General features: G+C 62.7%; 19 protein-coding genes and 1 pseudogene. 7 read left to right on the forward strand and 13 right to left on the reverse strand.

From position 1 onward, the window contains the following. Positions 1-125 precede the first annotated feature (125 nt). Positions 126-761 carry a TetR family transcriptional regulator C-terminal domain-containing protein gene (locus FJ951_RS18950; RefSeq protein ID WP_140495120.1) on the forward strand — a complete coding sequence of 212 codons (636 nt, stop codon included), beginning with the start codon at positions 126-128 and terminating at the stop codon, positions 759-761. A gap of 15 nt (positions 762-776) precedes the next feature. On the opposite strand, the gene FJ951_RS18955 is transcribed toward FJ951_RS18950, so the two are convergent. Beyond that, a complete protein-coding gene (locus FJ951_RS18955; protein WP_140495117.1) occupies positions 777-1,649 on the reverse strand; it encodes a helix-turn-helix transcriptional regulator in 873 nt (290 codons plus the stop codon). Positions 1,650-1,751: 102 nt separating this feature from the next. Here FJ951_RS18955 and FJ951_RS18960 point away from each other — a divergent pair, with 102 nt between their 5' ends. After that, entirely contained in the window at positions 1,752-2,591 is an 840-nt protein-coding gene (locus tag FJ951_RS18960; protein ID WP_140516716.1) for an SDR family NAD(P)-dependent oxidoreductase, read from the forward strand. Continuing rightward, the gene (locus FJ951_RS18965; protein WP_140516664.1) at positions 2,588-3,310 is read left to right on the forward strand and encodes an SDR family oxidoreductase; all 723 of its coding nucleotides are present in this window, start codon (positions 2,588-2,590) and stop codon (positions 3,308-3,310) included. Before FJ951_RS18960 ends, FJ951_RS18965 begins: the two co-directional genes overlap by 4 nt. A 9-nt stretch (positions 3,311-3,319) precedes the next feature. Here the strand turns inward: FJ951_RS18965 and FJ951_RS18970 are convergent, their stop codons facing one another. The 5 genes from FJ951_RS18970 to FJ951_RS18990 all read right to left on the reverse strand — a co-directional run bounded on the left by FJ951_RS18970 (position 3,320) and on the right by FJ951_RS18990 (position 7,545). Then, the gene (locus FJ951_RS18970) at positions 3,320-3,697 is read right to left on the reverse strand and encodes a DoxX family protein (protein ID WP_140516666.1); all 378 of its coding nucleotides are present in this window, start codon (positions 3,695-3,697) and stop codon (positions 3,320-3,322) included. A gap of 69 nt (positions 3,698-3,766) precedes the next feature. Continuing rightward, positions 3,767-4,225 carry a carboxymuconolactone decarboxylase family protein gene (locus FJ951_RS18975; protein WP_140495113.1) on the reverse strand — a complete coding sequence of 153 codons (459 nt, stop codon included), beginning with the start codon at positions 4,223-4,225 and terminating at the stop codon, positions 3,767-3,769. 11 nt (positions 4,226-4,236) lie between these two features. Beyond that, positions 4,237-4,755 carry an Rrf2 family transcriptional regulator gene (locus FJ951_RS18980; protein WP_140495111.1) on the reverse strand — a complete coding sequence of 173 codons (519 nt, stop codon included), beginning with the start codon at positions 4,753-4,755 and terminating at the stop codon, positions 4,237-4,239. A 109-nt stretch (positions 4,756-4,864) separates the two neighbouring features. Then, positions 4,865-6,178, reverse strand: coding sequence for an NAD-dependent dihydropyrimidine dehydrogenase subunit PreA (gene preA, locus FJ951_RS18985; protein ID WP_140495109.1), 1,314 nt, complete (start codon positions 6,176-6,178; stop codon positions 4,865-4,867). Positions 6,179-6,180: 2 nt separating this feature from the next. Then, complete coding sequence (locus tag FJ951_RS18990; RefSeq protein ID WP_140516668.1) at positions 6,181-7,545, reverse strand: NAD(P)-dependent oxidoreductase; 1,365 nt, start codon at positions 7,543-7,545, stop codon at positions 6,181-6,183. A 300-nt stretch (positions 7,546-7,845) separates the two neighbouring features. Between FJ951_RS18990 and FJ951_RS18995 the strand changes: the two genes are divergently transcribed. Continuing rightward, a complete protein-coding gene (locus tag FJ951_RS18995; protein WP_140516670.1) occupies positions 7,846-8,622 on the forward strand; it encodes a VOC family protein in 777 nt (258 codons plus the stop codon). A gap of 72 nt (positions 8,623-8,694) precedes the next feature. On the opposite strand, the gene FJ951_RS19000 is transcribed toward FJ951_RS18995, so the two are convergent. Then, a complete protein-coding gene (locus FJ951_RS19000) occupies positions 8,695-9,183 on the reverse strand; it encodes a hypothetical protein (protein WP_140516672.1) in 489 nt (162 codons plus the stop codon). Between the two features lie 200 nt (positions 9,184-9,383). Between FJ951_RS19000 and FJ951_RS19005 the strand changes: the two genes are divergently transcribed. After that, entirely contained in the window at positions 9,384-9,776 is a 393-nt protein-coding gene (locus FJ951_RS19005; protein ID WP_140516674.1) for a DoxX family protein, read from the forward strand. Positions 9,777-9,797: 21 nt separating this feature from the next. Here the strand turns inward: FJ951_RS19005 and FJ951_RS19010 are convergent, their stop codons facing one another. Together FJ951_RS19010 and FJ951_RS19015 are read right to left on the reverse strand one after the other, a co-directional pair. Then, on the reverse strand, positions 9,798-12,224 hold the full coding sequence (locus FJ951_RS19010; protein WP_140516676.1) for an FAD-dependent oxidoreductase: 2,427 nt from the start codon (positions 12,222-12,224) through the stop codon (positions 9,798-9,800). 66 nt (positions 12,225-12,290) lie between these two features. Next, a complete protein-coding gene (locus FJ951_RS19015) occupies positions 12,291-13,829 on the reverse strand; it encodes a trimethylamine methyltransferase family protein (protein WP_140516678.1) in 1,539 nt (512 codons plus the stop codon). On the opposite strand from FJ951_RS19015, the gene FJ951_RS19020 reads away from it, so the two are divergent. Together FJ951_RS19020 and FJ951_RS19025 are read left to right on the forward strand one after the other, a co-directional pair. Beyond that, on the forward strand, positions 13,828-14,031 hold the full coding sequence (locus tag FJ951_RS19020) for a hypothetical protein (RefSeq protein ID WP_140516680.1): 204 nt from the start codon (positions 13,828-13,830) through the stop codon (positions 14,029-14,031). The two genes, FJ951_RS19015 and FJ951_RS19020, sit on opposite strands and share 2 nt — an antisense overlap. Before the next feature lie 16 nt (positions 14,032-14,047). Next, positions 14,048-14,638 carry a transglycosylase SLT domain-containing protein gene (locus tag FJ951_RS19025; RefSeq protein WP_140495095.1) on the forward strand — a complete coding sequence of 197 codons (591 nt, stop codon included), beginning with the start codon at positions 14,048-14,050 and terminating at the stop codon, positions 14,636-14,638. Positions 14,639-15,182: 544 nt separating this feature from the next. Here the strand turns inward: FJ951_RS19025 and FJ951_RS19030 are convergent. From FJ951_RS19030 to FJ951_RS19045, 4 genes and pseudogenes are all read right to left on the reverse strand, one after another. Next, positions 15,183-17,384 (reverse strand): annotated as a pseudogene (locus FJ951_RS19030) (ABC transporter ATP-binding protein); the annotation flags it as partial. Between the two features lie 53 nt (positions 17,385-17,437). Beyond that, the gene (locus FJ951_RS19035; protein ID WP_140495091.1) at positions 17,438-18,595 is read right to left on the reverse strand and encodes an ABC transporter permease; all 1,158 of its coding nucleotides are present in this window, start codon (positions 18,593-18,595) and stop codon (positions 17,438-17,440) included. 12 nt (positions 18,596-18,607) lie between these two features. Further along, positions 18,608-19,642 (reverse strand): ABC transporter permease, encoded by a 1,035-nt coding sequence (locus FJ951_RS19040; protein WP_140516684.1) that lies wholly within the window; start codon positions 19,640-19,642, stop codon positions 18,608-18,610. Positions 19,643-19,791: 149 nt separating this feature from the next. Further along, on the reverse strand, positions 19,792-21,450 hold the full coding sequence (locus FJ951_RS19045) for an ABC transporter substrate-binding protein (protein ID WP_140495085.1): 1,659 nt from the start codon (positions 21,448-21,450) through the stop codon (positions 19,792-19,794). Between the last annotated feature and the right edge of the window lie 20 nt (positions 21,451-21,470).

Raw genomic sequence — 21,470 nt, forward strand, 5'->3', positions numbered from 1 at the left:
ACCGCCCTGTCGGCGGTCAAGGGATTACTAGCGGAAATGCGGCTCCTGAAGTGCGTTCCACAGGCCGGGGAAAAACTGGTCCAGAGAATTGGGCCAGACCGCTTTCAACACGAGGGCGCGCAACGGTGAACACCAGCACGGAAGCCCCTCGCCGTACCCGCATCCAGCAGGAGAAGCGCGAACTCATTCTCGAAGCCGCGCTCGAGGTGTTCTCCACCAATGGCTTCCGCGGCTCGACCATCGACCAGATCGCCGAAGCCGCTGGGATGTCGAAGCCCAACCTGCTCTATTACTTTCGCCGCAAGGAAGACATTCACGAGACGCTGATGCAGCGCCTGCTCGACACATGGCTGGCGCCGCTCAGGGAACTCGACGACATCGGCGATCCCCTGACCGAGCTCAGGAGCTACATCAGGCGCAAGCTTGAAATGGCGCGCGATTTTCCGCGCGAGAGCCGGCTGTTCGCCAACGAGATTCTGCAGGGCGCACCACGCATCATGCCCTTGCTGACCGGCGAACTGAAGACGCTGGTCGACGAGAAGGCAACCGTCATCAAGGGCTGGATGCGCGCTGGCAAGATCGCCAGGACGGATCCTTGGCACCTGATCTTCTCGATCTGGGCGACGACCCAGCACTATGCCGATTTCGACGTCCAGGTCCGCGCCGTGCTCGGCCCGAACCGCGGCGGCGACGGCCGCTTCGAGGACGCAGCGAGATTCCTGGAGCAATTATTTCTCGACGGGTTGAAGCCGAAGGCCTGACCCTGCGCTGAAGGCTCAGGCGCTGCGCCGCTCGGCCGGCAGTGCATCAAGCAAGCTCTGCAGCTTGGCGATCGAGTTCTGCTCGGCCAGCGGCGTGTAGACGACCAGCCGCATGTCGGATCCATCGTCAATCGACAGGCTCATATGCTCGAAGGCCATGGCGCCGGCCGTCGGATGGCGGACGTGCTTCAGACCCGTCAGCTTTCGCGCTACGTCACGTCGGGGCCACCAATCGCGGAACTCGGGGCTCGAGCGCATCATCAGCGCGATCAGCCGGTCGAAATCGGGATCACCGACATATTTGGCGCTTTCGGCGCGAAACGAAGCGAGCACCACGCGAGCAAGCTCTTCCCAGTCGACGAGCAGGCGACGGTGCTGCGGGCTTGTAAACACCATGTGGACGATGTTGCGGGCGTCGCCTTCCAGCAAGCCATAATCGCCGAACACCGCGACGGCTGCCGGGTTCCAGGCGAGCACGTCCCAGCGCCGGCCAACCACATAAGCGGGTTGCAGCACAAGACTTTGCAGCATGTGCAGCAACGGCCCGTCGACCTTTTCGGGCGTTGCCCCACGACGCTCCGGCTGTTGGCGGCCGGCGAGGATGAACAAATGCCGCTTCTCGACAGCGTCGAGGCGCAGCGCCTCGCAGAGCGCCGCCAGCACCTCCACCGAGGGCCTGACATCCCTGCCTTGTTCCAGCCAGGTGTACCAGGTGGTGCCGACACCGGCGATCATCGCCACCTCCTCGCGCCGCAGGCCCGGCGTGCGCCGCCGCGCGCCGCAGGCAATGCCGGCGGCCTGTGGCGAAAGCCTCTCGCGGCGCGAGCGCAGGAAGGCGCCGAGCTCGCGCCGGCGGCTGTCTTCAGCGGAATGAGAAGGAGCATCCATGACCCTATTATAGCAGTACCGATACCAGGATAAAGTTTGAACTGTTTGGCGCGCACCCGCTGCCCCATCTTCTCTCGAGAGCAACGATTGGAGCCTCCAGACATGAACCTGAAAGACAAGATCATCCTGATCACCGGCTCGACCGATGGTGTCGGCCGGGTCGTCGCGCAACGGCTGGGCGCAGGTGGCGCCCGGGTGCTGGTGCATGGACGCGACGCAGCGCGCGGCAAGGTGGCGATCGCGGACATCGAGGCGGCCGGCGGCGAGGCCGAGTTCTTCGCAGCCGACCTCGCCTCGCTGACCGAGGTGCGCCGGCTCGCCGAGGCCGTGCGTGAAAAAACCGCTCGGCTCGACATCCTCATCAACAATGCCGGGGTCGGCACGGCTGGCCAAAACGCCAAAAGGCAGGTCAGCGCCGATGGCTATGAACTGCGCTTCGCCGTCAATTATCTCGCCGGCTTCCTGCTTACGGAGGAATTGCTGCCCCTGCTGAAGGCCAGCGCGCCGGCGCGTATCGTCAACGTCGCCTCGGCGGGCCAGCAGGCCATCGACTTTAGCGACGTTATGCTTACCCATGGCTACAGCGGCGTGCGCGCCTACTGCCAGAGCAAGCTGGCGCAGATCCTGTTCACCGTCGATCTCGCCGAGCAGCTCAAGGGCAGCGGGGTTACTGTCAACGCCCTGCACCCGGCGAGCTACATGAACACGACCATGGTCCGGCAGGCAGGCGTGACGCCATGGAGCTCGGTGGAAATCGGCGCCGACGCTATCCTTAACCTCGCCACCTCATCCGCACTCGAAGGGCGCAGCGGCCTCTATTTCGACGGCCTGCGCGAATCCCGCGCGGACGCCCAGGCTTACGACGCAACGGCAAGACAGCAATTGCGAGTCTTGAGCCTGGACCTTGTCGGCCAGGCAACATCGAAGGAACAACATTCATGACCGACAAGATCGAACACACAGTCGTCATCGGCGGCTCGTCCGGCATCGGCCTGGCGACGGCGCGCAAACTGCTCGGCCCCGGCATGAAGGTGACCATCACCGGACGCAATCAGGACAAGCTCGTCAGCGCATGGAAAAGTCTCGGTGGCGCCGCTGACAAGGCGGCATTCGATGCGTCAAAGCCGAATGAAGTGCGCCACTTCTTCGAGCGTCTCGGCCCGTTCGACCATCTCGTTTTGGCGGCGAGCGGCGGCAAGGGCCTTGGCCCGTTCGAAACACTCGACCTTGCCGATATCGCTGGCGGCGTCGACGAAAAGGTGCGGCCGCAATTATCCTGCTTGCAGGCGGCCTTGCCAACGCTGGACAAATCAGGATCGGTCACCTTCATCTCGGCGGTATCCGCCCAGCTCGCCACGCCGGGCGTCGCCGGCATCGGCGCCGTCAATGGCATGCTCCTGACGGTGGCACCGATCCTGGCCGTCGAGCTGAAGCCACTGCGCGTCAACGTCGTGGCGCCCGGCGTCATCGACACGCCCTGGTGGGACTTTCTGCCGGACGAGCAGCGGCAGGCGATCTTTGCCGACTATGCCGGCAAGACACCGGTCGGCCGCATCGGCCGCGCCGAGGACGTCGCCTCGGCCATAGCCTTCCTCGTCTCCAACGGCTTCATGACCGGCCAGGTATTAACCTGCGATGGTGGTTTGCGGTTCGCGGCCTAGCTGCAACTGTCAAAGCGACTGGGCGATCAGTGTCAGGAAGCCGCCGCTCAGCGCGACATTGCCAACAAAACCATTGATACGCGACGCACGCTCCTGTCCCTGATGATCCCAGAAATTGTGGAACATCGGCGTGGCGACGATCAGGAACAGCACCAGCACCGCACAGGCAGTGGCGGTCCAGAAGCCCGTCACCACCAGCACGCCGGCGACGATCTGCAACACGATGCCGGCCCAAAGTGCCAGCCGCGCCTGCGGCACACCGCGCGCGACCATCAGCCCCGTCAAGAAGCCCGCGTTCTGGATGTTGCGCAAGCCGGCGAAGACAAACCCGCCGCCAAGCAACAGCCGGCCGAGAACCAACAAGGCGGCGGGTAAATCGGCAAGCATCAAACGCTCTCCCTTTGAAATAATGGGAGCGCCGCCTCCCTTGGCGGCGCTCCGATCGTGATCGAACAATCAGGCGGCCTTGGCGGCAGGCATCGGATGAATGGCGTGGAACGGAATGCAAAGCCGGTTCCAGGTATTGATCATGCCCAGCGCCACGGAGAGCTTGACCAACTCCTCTTCCGAGAAATGTTCCAGCGTGCGGGCATAGAGTTCGTCCGAAACACCATTGTTGGCGATCAGCGTCACGGCCTCGGTCCAGGCCAAAGCGGCACGCTCGCGCTCCGAAAACAGCGGCGATTCCTTCCAGGCCGAAACCAGATAAAGCCGCTGTTCGGTCTCGCCGTCGCGCCTCGCCTCACGGCTGTGCATCTCGACACAGAAGGAGCAGCCATTGATCTGTGAGGCCCTGAGCTTGATCAGGTGCAGCAGGCTTTCCTCGAGCCCGCATTCGTCGACCGCCTTATTGAGCGCCGACACCGCTTTCATGATCTCGGGCGCCTTGGCGAAGAACTGGAGCCTCTGTCTCATCATCTTTCCTTTCATGCTTGCTTGGTTGAACTGGATTTCTGCTGCCGCTGGTGGCGCTCGGTGAAAGCGCAGCTTGCCGCGACCGACCGCGGATCGGCGCCTTTCATGAAGTCCGACACGATGTCGGACAGCCTGACCTCGGCCAGCGCCGCGCGATAGGCGCGCTCCGCCTTCAGCATCGCAGCATTGATGCCGCACGGCCTGACATAGGCCGATGCATCGAGTTTCGTCGGGCCGCGCTGGCGGATTTCGCCGCATCGGAAAGCCGGCTCGCGCCCTTCGACCGCCAGCACGATGTCCAGCAGCGTGATGCGTTCGGCCGGTTTCGCCAACCGGTAGCCGCCCGCCGGCCCAGGAACGGATTCCAGGATGCGCGCAGCAGTGAGCATGTTGAGATGTTTCAGGAGATAGCTCGGCGACAGGCCAAACGCCTCCGCCAGGGCCGCACCTGGCATGGTGCTGTCGCCATCGACGCCAGCCAGCGTCGCCGCGCAGTGGATGGCCGCTTCGACGCCATCGCCGAGTTTCATGATACCAATCTCCAATACATGGATAACTTATATCCTGGATATTTTGTATCTGCAATAGCAAAATGAAAACGGCGCCCGAGGACGCCGCTTTTTCCTTGATTGTTCCGCCCTACTCCGCCGCCACCTTGGCCATTGGGTTGTTCGGGTGCGTGGTCCAGTTGGCGTAGACCGGCGACACAGGCATGCCGGTGCGCTGGTCCATCACCCCGGCGGCCAGCGGCTCCATGGTGATGCAGTTGTCAACCGGGCAGACATTGACGCAAAGATTGCAGCCGACGCATTCGGCCTCGATCACCTCGAAATGCCTGACGCCGTCGACCATGCTGGTGATCGCCTGATGCGAGGTGTCCTCGCAGGCGATGTGGCAGCGGCCGCATTTGATGCAGGCATCCTGGTCGATATGCGCCTTGGCGACATAGTTGAGGTTGAGATACTGCCAGTCCGTGACATTGGGCGTGGCACGGCCGATGATGTCGTCGAGCGAGCGATGGCCCTTCTCGTCCATCCAGTTTTCGAGACCGGCGATCATCTCCTGCACGATCTTGAAACCGTAGGTCATCGCGGCCGTGCACACCTGCACGTTTCCGGCGCCGAGCGCCATGAACTCGGCAGCGTCGCGCCAGGTGGTGATACCGCCAATGCCGGAGATCGGCAGCCCCTGCGTTTCGGGGTCGCGCGCGATCTCGGCCACCATGTTCATGGCGATCGGCTTCACCGCAGGGCCGCAATAACCGCCATGCGAGCCCTTGCCGTCGATGGTCGGCATCGGCGCGAAGCTGTCGAGATCGACGCCGGTGATCGAGTTGATGGTGTTGATCAGCGACACCGCGTCGGTGCCGCCGGCATGTGCTGCTCGCGCCGGCTTGCGGATATCGGTGACGTTGGGCGTCAGCTTGGTGATGACGGGCATGCGCGTGTACTGCTTGCACCAGCGCACAACCATTTCGATATATTCCGGCACCTGGCCGACGGCGGCGCCCATGCCGCGCTCCGACATGCCGTGCGGGCAGCCGAAATTGAGCTCGATGCCGTCGGCGCCGGTTTCCTCGACAAGCGGCAGGATCGCCTTCCAGCTTTCCTCGACGCAAGGCACCATGATCGAGGCGATCAGCGCCCGGTCGGGCCACTCCATCTTGACCTGCTTCATCTCACGCAGATTGGTCTGCAAGTCGCGGTCGGTGATCAGCTCGATGTTGTTGAGGCCGAGCAGACGGCGGTCGGCGCCCCAGATCGCGCCGTAGCGTGGGCCATTGACGTTGACCACCGGCGGGCCCTCTTCGCCCAGCGTCTTCCAGACGACACCGCCCCAACCGGCCTTGAAGGCGCGCACGACATTGTAGGCCTTGTCGGTCGGCGGCGCCGAGGCCAGCCAGAACGGATTGGGCGATTTGATGCCGACGAAATTATTCCTGATATCTGCCATGCTCATGCCCTCCCGTTCGAGGTCAGTGCCCGGTGAATGGATTCCGCCGCATCACGCCCTTGCGCCACGGCCGAGACGGTCAGGTCGTCGCCACCGAATATGCAGTCGCCGCCGGCCCAGACCTTGGCCAGCGAGGTGCGCCCTTCCGCATCGACCTTGATGCGCCCGGCCTCGAGCTCGATCGCAGCACCGCTGCCGTTGAGCGCAGCGGGGACGAAACTCTGTCCGATCGCCTTGAACACCTGGTCGGCAACGAGGGTCAGCGTCTCGCCGGTGCCGGCAAGACTGTCGCCGTTCATGGCGGTGTATTCAAGCTCGATGGCATTGACCTTGCCGCCTTCGGCAATCACCCGCTTCGGCTGTAGCCAGTGTCGGATGACGACGCCGTTGGCGGCCGCCAGGTCCTGCTCGAATTCGGAAGCATTCATATGTTCCTGGCCGCGCCGGTAGCAGATCGTCACCTCCTCGGCGCCAAGCAGCTTCGACTGCACCGCGGCATCGATCGCCGTCATGCCGCCGCCGATGACGACGACGCGGCGGCCGACCGGCAGGCCGGAGAGATCGCTGGCTTGGCGCAGCTCGGAGATGAACTCGACGGCGTTGGTGACGCCCACGGCGGCCTCGCCATCGGCGCGCAGCGCATTGACGCCGCCGAGCCCCATGCCCAGGAACACCGCGTCATAATTGCGGATCAGGTCGGAGAGCTGATAGTCGCGGCCGAGCGCCTTACCGTTCTGGATATCAATCCCGCCAATCGAGGTAACGTACTCGACCTCGGCTTGGGCGAAATTGTCGACGCTCTTATAAGCGGCGATGCCGTATTCGTTGAGCCCGCCCGCCTTCGCGCGCGCTTCCAGGATTGTGACGTCGTGGCCATGGCGGGCGAGCCGATGTGCGGCGGCAAGGCCGGCCGGCCCGGCGCCCACCACGGCGACCGTCTTGCCTGTCGGTGCGGCACGTGGATAAAATTGCCTGTTCTCGCTCATCGCGATATCGGTGGCATAGCGCTGCAGCCGACCGATCTGCACCGGCTTGCCTTCCGCCACTTCGCGCACGCAGACCTCCTCGCACAGCGTCTCGGTCGGGCAGACGCGGGCGCACATGCCGCCCAGAATGTTCTGGTCGAAAATGGTCTTGGCCGAGCCGATCGGATTGCCCGTGGAGATCTGGCGGATGAACAGCGGAATGTCGATCGAGGTCGGGCATGCGTTCATGCACGGCGCGTCGTAGCAGAAATAGCAGCGGTCCGCTTCGACCAGCGCCTCGTGGTGATCGAGCGGCGGATGCAGGTCGGAAAAATTGTCCGCATACTGATCGGCAGGCAGCCGGCCGCCTGCAATGCCTTCCCTGAACTGGCCTTCTGCCATCGTCAGTTCCCCTTGTTTTCGTTTTAGGGAAGGCTAGCACGTTTTATTTTTTTATCAATTGGTCAATTTTCTACATAAGCCTCTGAAAAGGCTCGAATAAAACATGATAATTTGGTTCACGTTTAATATCATAATGCGCGAATGTCGAACTTTCGAGGAAGGACGGTCCGCTAAGCGGCAGGCCGCAATCATGGCATGCCTGTCGAGCCGCAATTTTTCCTCCGCTGTCGGATTTCCGTCTCGAAGATCGTCCTATGATGGATCGAAGGACGATCGACGCAAAAGGTGAGGAGACCGACGATGCCGAAATCCCCAATGCCCTTCTTCTGGTACGAATTGATGACATCAGACCTCGACGCCGCCGAGGCGTTCTATACCAAGGTGGTCGGCTGGACCGCGCAAGCCTTCGACAAGGCTCCCGGCATGCCGCGCTACATCGTCATGAATGTCGGCGAGCGTGGCGTCGGCGGGCTGATGACGATGCCTGAGGATGCCGCCAAGATGGGCATGCCTCCCGCCTGGCTTGGCTATATCCACACCAGGGATGTCGATGCTGCCACGGCGTCGCTGCAGAAAGCCGGCGGCGCCGTTCATCGCCAGCCCGACGACATTCCGGGCGTCGGCCGCTTCGCCGTCGTCGCCGATCCGCAAGGCGCGACCTTCATGTTCCTGCAGCCGAACGGGCCCGACCAGCCGGTCGTGCCGGCCAGCACGCCGGGCCATATCGGCTGGCACGAGCTTTACACAACCGACTGGAAGGCCGCGTTCGACTTCTATTCCAGCCAGTTCGGATGGACCAATGCCGGCGATTTCGACATGGGGCCGATGGGAACCTATCAAACCTTCGCGGCCGGCCCCGAATCCGGTGGCGGCATCATGAACAAACCCGAACAGATCCCGGTGCCGGTCTGGCAGTTTTATTTCAACGTAACCGCCATCGACGCGGCGGCAAAACAGGTGACCGACAATGGCGGCAAGATCCTGATGGGCCCGATGGAGGTCCCCGGCGGCAGCTGGATCGTGCAGTGCCAGGATCCGCAAGGCGCCCATTTCGCCTTGATGGCGCCCGGACGGTAAGGGGCTCAACGTCGCACAGGAGGACGGCCTTTGATCGTAAGATTGAGGGCCGTGTCCTCGCTTGGCGCCGAGCTATTCCGGCGTCAGCACCGCGACTTTCAGGCCTGCCTTTTTTGCACCGCTGAACTGGACGGTGGCCGGGCCGGGCGCAAGCTTGAACCGAACGCTTTTGCGAATGTCCGGACAGGTCTTGACCCCGCTGTAGCCGGCCAATTTCACGGTATGGCCGTCTTGAATGACATCGATCCAGGCTTCGCCCGACAGGCTTATCTGGATGCCCCCTTCCGGCGGCACAACCATGCTGGCGACAGCGCCGAACGTGCCAGGCGCCGGGGCACGTTCCGGCGGGAGGGCGAATTCCGCTGTCTCGGCCGGCACCAGAACCAGATCGGCGGCAGCGCCGACCGCCAGCGTCGTCCCCGACGCAGCAGAAGGAGGCGCGGCGAACAGCGCCTGCTCGCGCGTTACCGGCCATTTGAAAGCCTCACAGCCGGCATCCCCGGCCATCGCGAAGCTGGTACCTGCAAGGATTGCGAAAAAGCTGATGACGACTTTTTTCATGGCGAGAGACCCCCAAACGATTTCAACTATCTACAGATCGATACAACCATAAGGATAATAATGCAACCTTAGGGAGAAAATATCGACGCGTTGCGGAACATCTCGCATCACCGATTGTTGATGTCCGGTAGCGGGAAGTGAATGGTCCATCTCGGGGCGATAATCTAGGCCGGACCTGGGGGGTGAAAACGGAGTTTCAGATGGCGCTTTTTGAAGGCTTGGCCCGATACCAGCCACAGGCGCTCGGCGTTCTGCGCATCATGACCGCGCTGCAGTTCATCGAGCATGGCAGCCAGAAGCTGTTCAATTTCCCAGCAAGCGCCGAACCCCACGCCCTCAGCGGGTTGACTTTGACAGCCGGCATTCTCGAGTTCGCCGGCGGCATCCTGCTCGCGCTGGGGCTGTTCACCCGCCCAGTCGCCTTCCTTCTGGCCGGCGAGATGGCGATCGCCTATTTCATGGCGCACATGCCGCGCGGCTTCTTCCCGGTCAACAATGGCGGCGATTTGGCGATCTCGTTCTGCTTCATCTTCCTCTATCTGTTCTTCGCCGGCCCTGGCGCCTTTGCGCTCGACAATCGCCGCGCTGCCTGATGCGAGCCGGATGCGGATTGTTCACGCCCGCATCCGCTGCAAATTGGCGTCGAACAGCGGCACCGGCTGCATGCGTGCGGCATGGCGCTTGCCGAGGATTTCGATCTCGAAGCCTTCGCTCTCCTCGGCGATCTCCTTCGGCACGTAGCCCATGGCCACCGATTTCCTTGAATGATGCGCATAGCCGCCTGACGTCACCCAGCCACGCACCGTGCCGCCGAACCAGATCGGCTCGTCGCCGATGACATCGGCGTCGGCAGCCTCGACGATGAAGGCGCGCAGCCTGAGCTTGCCGCCCTGCTTGCGCTCTGCCAACGCCCCGGTCTTGCCTATGAAATCGGCTTCCTTGCCATAGGCGACAAAGCGATCGAGCCCTGCCTCCAGCGGTCCGTAGATCGGCCGGTATTCGCGCGCCCACGAGCCATAGTTCTTTTCCAGCCGCAGTGCGTTCAGCGCACGGGAGCCGAACAGGCCAATGCCGAACTCCTCGCCCGCCGCCATCAGCGCCTGGAACGCCGCGCGCTGATATTCCGGCGCCACCCAGATTTCATAGCCGAGATCACCGGTGTAGCTGACGCGGCCTACCAGGCACGGCGCCATGCCGATATCCATCTTGCCGATGGCCATGAAGGGAAAGGCGGCGTTCGAGACGTCCGTCCGCGTGACCTTGGCCAGCACGTCCCGCGCCTTCGGCCCGGCGACGACAAGGCCGGTGAGTTTCGCGCCCGAAGCCTCGATGCGGACAGAACCATCCGCGGGCAGATGCTTTTCGAACCAGCGCATATGGTACTGCTCGGCAATGCCGGAACCGGCGATGAACCACTCCTCGCCGCCGAGATTGGCCAGCGTGAAATCGCCGATGAGCTTGCCGTCCTCCTTCAGCATAGGCGCCAGCGTCATGCGGCCTGGCCTCGGCAGCTTGCAGGCGAGCAGCCGGTCGAGCCATGCAGCAGCCCCCTCGCCTGTCACGCCGTATTTGGCGAAATTCGAAATCTCGGCGATGCCGACGCCCCCGCGAACGTTTGCAACCTCCCTGCCGACATGCGCGAAATCGCTCGAGCGACGCCACGAGAACTCGTCCTTGACGCCTTCGGGCGCGTACCAGAGCGGCACTTCTAGCCCATAGGACACGCCCCATTGCGCGCCCTTGGCCGACAGCAGGTCATAGACCGGCGTGGTCTTCAGCGGCCGTCCGGCGGGCAATTCCTCATTGGGGAAGCGTATCGAAAAGCGCCTGGAATAGTTCTCGCGCACCTTAGCGTTGGTGTAGGCCATCGTCGCCCAGTCGCCATAGCGCGACACGTCCATGGCCCAGATGTCGGCGCCGGGATCGCCCTCGATCATCCAGTTGGACAGCGCGAGCCCAACGCCGCCGCCCTGGCTGAAACCGGCCATGACGCCGCAGGCCACCCAGAAGCCCGGCAAACCGCGCACCGGCCCGACCAGCGGGTTGCCGTCAGGCGCGAAGGTGAAGGGTCCGTTGATGATCTGCTTGATGCCGGTGTTCTGAAAGGCCGGGAAATGCCGGAAGCCGACTTCCAGCGACGGCGCGATGCGGTCGATGTCCGGCTCCAGCAATTCATGGCCGAAATTCCACGGCGTCTGGTGCTCGGACCATGCCTTGTTGGCCTTCTCATAGGTGCCCATCAGCATGCCGCCGCGCTCCTGGCGCAAATAGAGCTCGCCGTCGAAATCGACGGCGTGGATGATCTCGGTGCCGGTCTTGGCGTTCCAGGCGGCGACCTCCGGCATGTCCTCGGTGATCAGATACATGTGCTCCATGGCCAGCACCGGCAGTTCGAGCCCGACCATGCGGCCGACCTCGCGCGCCCAAAGGCCACCGGCGTTGACGACATGCTCGGCTACGACCTCGCCCTTGTTGGTGATGACGCGCCACAGCCCGTCGGGACGCCGCACGATGTCCTCGACCTTGGTGAAGCGCTCGACCTCGGCGCCCAGCTTACGCGCAGCCTTGGCATAGGCATGGGTGACGCCGGAGGGATCGAGATGGCCGTCCTCCTTGTTGCGGACAGCGCCGACGAACTGCTTGGGGTCGAGCAGCGGCATCAGTTCGGCCGCTTCTTTCGGCGAGATTTCTTCGAGATCGATGCCGAGATAGCGACCCTTGGCGACGACGCCACGCAGCCAGTCGAGCCGTGCCTCGGTCGCCGCCAGCAGCACGCCGCCGGTCAGATGCACGCCGGTCGCCTGGCCGGAAAGCTCCTCGATCTCCTTGTAGAGGTTGATCGTGTATTTCTGCAGCTTGGCGACGTTGGGATCGCCATTGATCGTGTGCATGCCGCCGGCCGCGTGCCACGTCGAGCCTGAAGTCAGCTCGTCTCGCTCCAGAAGCACGACGTCGGTCCAGCCATGGCGGGCGAGATGGAACAGCACGGAACACCCGACAACCCCGCCGCCAATGACCACGACCTTTGCATGCGATTTCATGGGTTCTTCTCTGATATCAGTGAGTTGGATGGGCTAGATGATTCAAAACGGGACGTTCGTGGCGCATCACGGCTCGCCCGCCCCAATCGCTTCCTTGCGCTTGGTCACGTAGGCCTCCAGCGCTTCGCGCACGGTGACGTCCATCGGCGGCTCGACATAGTCTTCGAGCGCCTTCTTCCACAACCGCGTGGCGCGCGCGGTTGCGTCGAGGCCGCCGGCTTCCTGCCAGGCTTCAAAATTCTGCCAGTTCGAAAGCATCGGCTGATAGAAGGCCGTCGCATAACGTTCCAGCGTGTGCGGCTCGCCGAAGAAATGGCCGCCGGTCGGCACCGTGCCCAGCGCCTCGACGGCAAGCTCGGCCTCGTCGACCACGATCGGGCGCAAAAACTCCATCATGTGCTGGATCATTTCGACGTCGATGATGAATTTCTCGAACGACGCCGTCAGCCCGCCCTCCTGCCAGCCGGCGGCGTGATAGACGAGGTTGCCGTGGCCGAGCACAGCGCCCCACAGCGCCATCAACGTCTCGTAAGCGCCTTGCGCATCGGCGGCGTTGGAGGCCGAGCCCGGCGTTGTTCGGTAGGGCAGCCCGTAACGCCGTGCCAATTGCCCCGACGCGATGTTGGCCTTGGTGTTTTCAGGCGTGCCGAAGGCCGGCGCGCCCGACTTCATGTCGACATTGGAGGTGAAGGCGCCATACATGACCGGCGCGCCCGGACGCACAAGTTGCGTCAGGACTACGCCGAACAGTGCTTCCGCATTCTGCTGCGCGAGCGCACCCGCCAGCGTCACCGGGCTCATCGCGCCCATCAGCGTGAACGGCGTGACTGCCACAGACTGGCCGAATTCGGCCATCGTCATCAGCCCCTCGGCCATCATCTCGTCGAAACGGCGCGGCGAGTTGACCGAGATGATGGTGGCGATGCCGGGATCGTCGCGCAACTGGTCCAGCGTCAGCCCACGCGCGATCGCCATCATCTCGATCCCGTCCAGCGCCCTGCCCCGGCCGATCGCCGAGACATGGAAGCTTTTGTCGGTCAGCGTCAGATTGGTGAAATAGGTGTCGAGATGGCGCGAATTGGCCGGCAATTCGACCGGCGCGCAGACCTGGTTACCGAGCATGTGCACGCAGTTGAAATGCTGCGCCAGCCGGGTCAGATCCGCATAGTCGCGCAAATTGCCGGGGCGGCGGCCCCGCGCCATGTCGTGCACATTGGGCGGCCCCGCAACGAGCGTGAAATTGATTGTGTTGCCGCCGAGATGAACGGCGTTGGCCGGATTGCGCGGTGTAAGGGAATAATTGGACCGCGTCGTCTTCAGCGCCTCGTCGACCATGCCGCGGTCAATGCGCACGTTCGCCGACGCGTGGTCCACGCTGGCACCGGCCTGCTCGAACAGCGAGAGCGCCCGCGGGCTCATCACCTCGATGCCGAAATTCTCCAATATGTGCATCGACGCTTGGTGGATCGCCTCGATCTGGTCGGGCGACAGCAAGGCCATCGGCGGATAAGGATTGGTCACCCGCCTCGCCGGCAGCTGCGGGATAGGCCCTGGTCCCCGGTTGCTGGTGCGCTCGGCGCCGCGCTTGCGTCTTGGTTCGTTCATGCCAGGCATCAAAGCCTCGGCAAACCGCGCCAGCTGTCAGAAATACGCCGTTTGCGGGCGCGATTTTAACCGAGGCGGCATTTTCGAAACATCGATTTATGAAAAGCGACAAGATATGTCGGGTGATCAATATGGCATTTTTCTGAAGCGCCCGCATCGGCGGCCCGTTAACGAGGGCAGCAAGATTCCCTTTATGATTTGAGCCTATTGCTCTGCCGATGCGTAGGTCAAGTTTTAGTAAAATTGTAGCGGTTGGTATGCTGCTGGCACTTTCGGCCTGTGCGACGGCCCCCAGCCACATCAACAATGTCTGCGCCGTCTTCGACCAGAATGACGGCTGGTTCGACAATTGGCAGTCGGCCGCCGAACGCGCCGAGCAGAAATACGGCGTGCCCGTCCCCGTGCTGATGGCGACCGTGCGCAAGGAATCCGGTTTCAAGAGCAACGCCCGGCCGCCGCGCACCAAACTGCTCGGTTTCATCCCCTGGAAGCACGTCTCGTCGGCCACCGGCTTCTCGCAGGCGCTGGACGGGACCTGGTCGCAATATCAGAGCGAAACGGGCAACTGGGCGGCCCGCCGGACCAAATTCTCCGACGCCGTCGATTTCGTCGGCTGGTACCATTCCAAGACAGCGGATACCTACGGCGTCGCCCGCAACGACACCTACAATCTCTACCTTGCCTACTATCTCGGCTGGACCGCCTATGGCCGCGGCAATCGTGGCGATTCCGGCGTCCAGAGCTATGCCCGGGCCACCGACAAGATGGCCCGCGACTATGCCGAACAGCTAAGGCAGTGCGGCAGCTAAAGGGCTCCCGCTACAACGACAGCATCTGTCAGCGCGGCTTCCTGCCGAACACCTTGATGTATTCCGCCTCGCCGCCCTTGGCGAGCGCCTTCGCCTGCTTGACCCAGTCCTCGCGCTCGATGCGGCCCTGGAATCTCAAATGGTCGTCGACCCACTCCCGTTCGGCCTTCTTCCACGAGGCAATTTGAGCGTAGGTGAAGATACCGAGGCCATTGAGGATGGCTTCCGTCTTCGGACCCACGCCGGATATCAATTTCAAGTCGTCCGGCTTGGCAGGCTTGGAGATGCCGGCGGGTCGGTTCCTGTCGGCCGCGCCATCACGCGCCGCGCCTGGTCTGGCCGCACGGCCGCTAATTGGTGCGACACGCGCATTCTCTGCCTGGCGGCCCTCGCCAAGCGTTCTCGGCGTAAAAGGCGCGGAGGTCGCGTTGGCATCGGTCGCCGGTGCACCTGTTTCGGAGACCTCGTCGCGCACCTCGTGGCGGCGGGCTCGCCACACGGCTTCTGTCTCCTCGGCGTCCTCTCCCACCGCGCTGGCTTCCGCACTGGCGGTCTTGCCATGTGGTCGGTTGGGTGGCTGACCGGCAAAGCCCGGGCCGACCCCATGCGGCGCGTCGTCCGGCACGCCCTCATGGTCGGCATGCTGCTTGTCGAACTTGATCACCGGCTCCATCGTCGCCAGAACGTCGTCCGAGAGCCAGCACAGGCTCATGTGCCCGTCGCCCAGGTTCTTTACCGGCGGCACCTTGGTTTCGCAGAGATTATCCGGCACCAGTCTCTTGTAGCCGCAGCGCGTCTGGAATGGACAGCCTGTCGGCGGGTTCATTGCCGAGGGTATGTCGCCCTCCAGCACGATGTGCTTCTTGATCACGCTGGTGTCGGCGATAGGGATCGCCGAAAGCAGTGCCTCGGTGTACGGATGATAGGGCGGCGCGAAGATCTGGTCGGTCGTGCCTTGCTCGACGATATAGCCGAGATACATGACGACGACCCGGTCGGCGATATAGCGCACGACCGACAAATCGTGGCTGATGAACAGCATCGTCGTCTTATTCTTGCGCTGGATGTCCATCAGCAGCTCAGTCACCGCCGCCTGCACCGACACGTCGAGCGCCGAGACCGGCTCGTCGGCCACCACCACCTTGGCATCGCCGGCAAAGGCGCGCGCCACGCCGATGCGCTGCTTCTGGCCACCCGAAAGCTGGCGCGGCTTGCGGCTCTCGAAGGCGCGCGGCAGCTTCACCAGGTCAAGCAATTCCAGCATGCGCTTGCGCCGGTCGGCGACGGTCTTGCCGACGTTGAACTTTTCCAGTGTGCGGATGATCTGCGAGCCGACCGAATGGCTGGGGTTGAGCGTATCGAACGGGTTCTGGAACACCATCTGGATCGACGACACCGTGTCGACGCTGCGGCTCTCGATGCCGGTCGACTGGATTTCCTTGTTGGCGAGCGTGACCTTGCCGGAGCTCGCCGTCTCGAGCCCGAGCAGTACTTTGGCCAGCGTCGATTTTCCGCACCCGGATTCGCCGACAATGGCGACGGTTTCGGATTCGCGCGCCGTAAACGAAATCGTCTCGTTGGCCTTGACGACGCGGCCCTCGCTTGAGCCGAACACCTCGCTGCCGCCAACCTTGTAGTATTTTCTCAAGTCCTCGATCTTGAGTACCGGTGCGCCAGGCACGACCTTCTCATTGACCTTTTTGGCGCCGGGCGGCAGGGCGTCCCAATCAATTTCGTTGAACCGCACGCAGCGCGAGAAATGACCTTCATGTCCCGCGACTTCGATCATCGGGATTTCGGCGGCGTTGCAGACGCCCTCGACGAAATGGTGGCAGCGTGGACCGAAATTACAGCCCTTCGGCCTTTCATGCGGCAGGGGCAGCTGGCCGGGGATCGAGATCAGCGGCCGCGAGTTCTTGTCGGCGCCCGGCAGCGGAATCGAGCGGAAAAGGCCCTGCGTATAGGGATGGCGCATCCGGTCGAACACGTCCTTGATCTTGCCGGTCTCGACGGCCTCGCCCGAATACATCACCGTGATGCGGTCGCAGGTCTCCAGGATCAGGCCAAGATTGTGCGACACGAAGATCATCGAGGTGCCGAACTTCTCGCCCAGCCCCTTGACCAGTTCGACGATGCCCGCCTCCACCGTCACGTCGAGCGCCGTCGTCGGCTCGTCGAGGAGAAGCAACGCCGGCTTCGACAGCAGCGCCATGGCGATGACGATGCGCTGCTGCTGGCCGCCGGAAAGCTGGTGCGGATAGGAGCGCATCATGCGTTCCGGATCGGGAAGCTTCACTGAGCGCACCATTTCGAGCGCACGTTTATAGGCCTCTTCCTTCGACACCTTGTCGTGGATCAGCGGCACTTCCATTAGCTGCTGGCCGATCTTCATCGCCGGGTTCAGGCTCGCCATCGGCTCCTGATAAATCATGGCGATCTTGTTGCCGCGGATGCTGCGCAGCTCCTCCTCGGAGAGCTCGCCCATGTCCTTGCCCTGGAACTTGATCTTGCCGCCGACAATCTTCCCGATGTTGGAGAGGTCGCGCATGATGCCGAGCGACACGGTCGACTTGCCGCAGCCGGATTCGCCGACAATGCCCATCGCCTCGCCGGGCATGACCGTGCAGGAAAAATCCATCACGGCCGGTATCTCGCCTTTGCGGGTGAAGAAGGAGATCGACAGGTTCTCGATCTCGATGATCGGCCCATTGTTCGGCCTGGCCGGATTTCGAACTGCCTCGTTCATGGGTCGCTCCAATCCTTGGTTTTTCCGGGCAAGTAGGGTCGAGGACCCCGCCATCAATCCTTCATCGATTGCTCGCGCAGGGAATCGGCGAGCAGGTTTAGCCCCAGCACGAACGACATCAGCGCGATCGTCGGCGGCAGTGCCGGGTGGATAAAGGAACGCAGCAGCCGGCTGGCATCCTTGATCGCCGTGCCCCAGTCGGGACTTTCCGGCGCCAACCCGAGGCCGAAATAGCCCAGCGTGCCGAGCAGGATGGTGGTGTAGCCGATGCGCAGGCAGGCATCGACGATCAGCGGTCCGCGCGCATTGGGCAGGATCTCCCACAGCATGATGTACCATGGCGATTCACCGCGCGTCTGGGCCGCCGCCACATAGTCCCGCGTCTTGATATCCATGGTCAGGCCACGCACGATGCGGAACACGCCCGGGCTGGAGGCGAACACCACCGCCACGAAGATGTTGAGCTGGTTGGGATCGATATGCACGATCTTCAGCGGGTCGGCATCGAACACCAGGCCGGCATAGATCCAGCCGCCGACCACCAGCGTCAGTCCGAGCAGGATGTAGATCCGGTCGGAACGGTTCTTGTAGCGCGTCCAGAACAGCACGCAGAAGAAAATGATCGGGAACAGGAAGAAAACGCCGGCCAGCGCGTAGGGGATCGGCGTGTCCATGATGCCCGGCGTCACTAGGAGGTAGAACAGCAGGATAACCGGGAAGGCCAGCACGAGATTGGCCAGGAACGACAAAACGGTATCGATCTTGCCGCCGTAATAGCCGGCCGGCAGGCCGAGCGTGATGCCGACCATAAGCGCGAAGCCGGTCGCCGCCGGCGCGATGATCAGGACGATCTGGCTGCCATAGACCATGCGTGAAAAGACATCGCGGGCGAGCTTGTCGCCACCGAACAGATAGGCGAGGCCCGATTGCGGTTCGATGGCTCCGGGCAGTGTATCCTTCATGATGGGAATCTGGCCGAGCGGATCGAAAGGCGAGATGGTCGAGGCGAAGATCGCCGTGAACAGCCAGAACAGGCAGATGGCCACCCCCGCTATGCCGACGCCGCTGTCGAACAGTTGGCCGTAGAGAGCCAGCTTCTTCTTGTAGAGGAAGCTCGCGCCCATGACGATGAGAAGCGCGAGCCAGACCGGCCAGAAGCGCCAGAGCACTTCAAGGACGACGGTGGAGGCGCCAATATATTGGGCTTGCATGCGCCGTCTCCCCTACTGGACCCGAATGCGCGGATTGAGGAACGCGTAGCCGACATCGGAAATGAGCTGCGTGATCAGGACGATGAACACCGAGACCAGCGAGCAGCCGAGCAAAAGGTCGATGTCGTTGTTGCCGGCGGCCTCGACCAGTGTGTAGCCGAAGCCCTGATATCGGAACATCACCTCGACGATGACGACGCCGGTGAGCAGCCACGGAAACTGCAGCATGATCACGGTGAAGGGCGCGATCAGAGCGTTGCGCAGCGCGTGCTTGACCACCACGCTTTTGAAGGAAAGACCCTTCAGCCGGGCGGTGCGGATATATTGCTGCGTCATCACCTCGACCATCGAGGCACGCGTCATGCGCGCGATGTAGCCGATGCCGTAGATGGCCAGCGTGATCACCGGCAGCGTGAAGTTATAGAAGGTGATGCCCTGGCTTGCCGATGCGGCGGATCCGTTCAGCCAGCCAAGCCAGGAGGCGAAGATGACGGTAAAGATGACGCCCGATACGTATTCGGGCGTCGCCGTCGAGGCGATCGAGGCGACCGACAGCACCCGGTCGGTGCGCGACCCCTCGCGCATGCCGGCCAGGATGCCGATCAGCAGCGAGACCGGCACCATCACCGTCAGCACACAGAACATCAGGATGCCCGTGGCGCCGAGCGCAGGGAACAGCTTGGCGCCCACCGTGGTCTTGAATTTGGTCGAGCAGCCGAAATCACCCTGGAGCACGCCGGAGAACTTCGGCTCGGCCGGATCATTGCAGAAGGAGAAGCGCTGCGCCGGCTTACCGGTCGCCGGATCGGTTACCGGCTGCTTGGGCACGACGCCCAGCCATTGGCCGTAGCGCACGAAAAAGTTCTGCCGGTAGCCATGATTGACCAGCCAGCTCTCCAGCTGTTCGGCCGAGGTGTGCATCTCGGTCTGGCTGATCGCCAGCTTCTTCAGGTTGGGTTCCAGATTGACGAGGAAGAAGACGACCAGCGTCAGGCACAGCATCGTGAGCAGTATCGTGCCGATGCGTCTGGCGATGAATGAGAACATTGTACCCCCCTGCCGGCCGGGTTGGGGTCAGATAGGTTCAACCCTGTATCAAAAACCTTGTGACGTCACGCCGCCGCTGCATCCAATGCAACGGCGGCGATGCCGCGGGAGCGAAAGGCGCTGGCGCCCCGCTCCCGACAGGCTGTGGGTCACGCCTGATCGAGCCAGACCTTGCCGAAGTCGTGCTCGTAGGTGGGGTGCATCGAGTGGTTCTTCACCTCGGGCTTGATGTTGATGTAGAGCTTGCGCCAGTAAGGCTGGATGATGATGCCGGAATCCTGCAGCATCTGCTCGATGTCCTTCATCACCACCTTGCGCTTCTCCGCGTCGGCGATCCCGAGCGCCTCGTTGACCTTCTTGTCGAAGTCCGGATTGGCGTAGGCCGTCTCGTTCCAGGCTTCACCCGAGCGGTAGGCGATGGCGATGACCTGGATGCCAAGTGGACGCATGTTCCAGTTGGTTTCCGAGAACGGATATTTCGTCCAGTCGTTCCAGAAGGTCGAGCTCGGCAGCACGGTGCGCTTCACCTTGATGCCAGCCTCGCGCAGTTGGGCCGCGATCGCGTCCGTGGTGTTCTTGTGGTAGTCCTCGTCGTTGCTGATCAGCTCGTGTTCGAAATCGATCACGCCGGCTTCCGTCAGCATCTGCTTGGCCTTGGCGATGTCGCGCTTGATTTTGGGCAGCTCGACATATTCGGGATGGATCGGCGCGACATGGTGGTTCTCGGCCGGCGTGCCGGCATTGCCGTAGCCGAGCTGCAGCACCACCGAGTTGTCGACGGCCAGACACATCGCCTGACGCACTTTCTGGTCGCCATAAGGCTTGGCGTTGACGTTGAAGCGCGACACCACGGTGGCGGCGGTCACGACCTCGGAAGGCGGTGCGCCGACGTCTGCGATGATCTTGACGTAGTCGGCGGTCGTCTCATGGTTGGTCTGAACTTCGCCCGATTCGAAGGCCGAAACCGTTGCGGCCGGATCGGTGCCGTAATCGATGAACTCGACGCCATCGAGGAAGGCTTCGCCCTGCCACCACTTGCCGGTCTCGCGGCGCTTGTAGACGACCTTCTGGCCGACGTCGTAGGAGACGAGCTCGAACGGACCCGTACCGATCGGGCAGTTCTTGAAGTTGGCGCCCTTCTCGTCGAAGCTCTTGTGCACCACCAGTGCCGGATAATCGGTCAGGTTGGGGATGATGGCGATATCGGGTTTGGTGAGCTTCAGCTTGACGGTCATGTCGTCGACCTTGATGACCGACCCTTCGCGCAATTTCTTGGTCTTGTCATCGACGAGGCTGCCGAGACGGCCCGGCATGGAGTTGCCTTCCGCGGCCTTGTCGGCCCAGCGGGTGAAATTGTAGATCACGTCGTCGGCGGTGAACTTGTCACCATTGTTCCATTCGACGCCCGGCCGCACATGCAGCGTGTACTCGGTGGCGTCGTCATTGATGTCCCAGCTTTCCAGGAGATAGGGCGCGAATGTGTACTGGTGGGTGTATTTCACCAGCGGCTCGAGCGCCTGCCTCTCGGCATTGGAGATTTCCGACCAGTCGGCCGTGCGCGGATCCTTGGGATCCTTGACCGACATTGCCACCTTGAGCACGCCGCCTTTCTTACCCTGCACGTCCTCGGCCTTGGCCGGCGTCGGGGCGGCGAGCCCCAGAAGGCCATAGGCCATGGCCGTCGAAGCGCCGAAGACGCTGGCGAGCGCGAGGAATTCGCGGCGATCGACCTTACCCGACTTGGCCTCTTCGGCCATGGCCAGGATGTGATCCGGAACGCTATCGCCATTACTCTTGTAGATTGTCATGACTAACTCCCATTGTTGGC

Source organism: Mesorhizobium sp. B2-2-3 (genome assembly GCF_006442405.1).
Classification (GTDB): domain Bacteria; phylum Pseudomonadota; class Alphaproteobacteria; order Rhizobiales; family Rhizobiaceae; genus Mesorhizobium.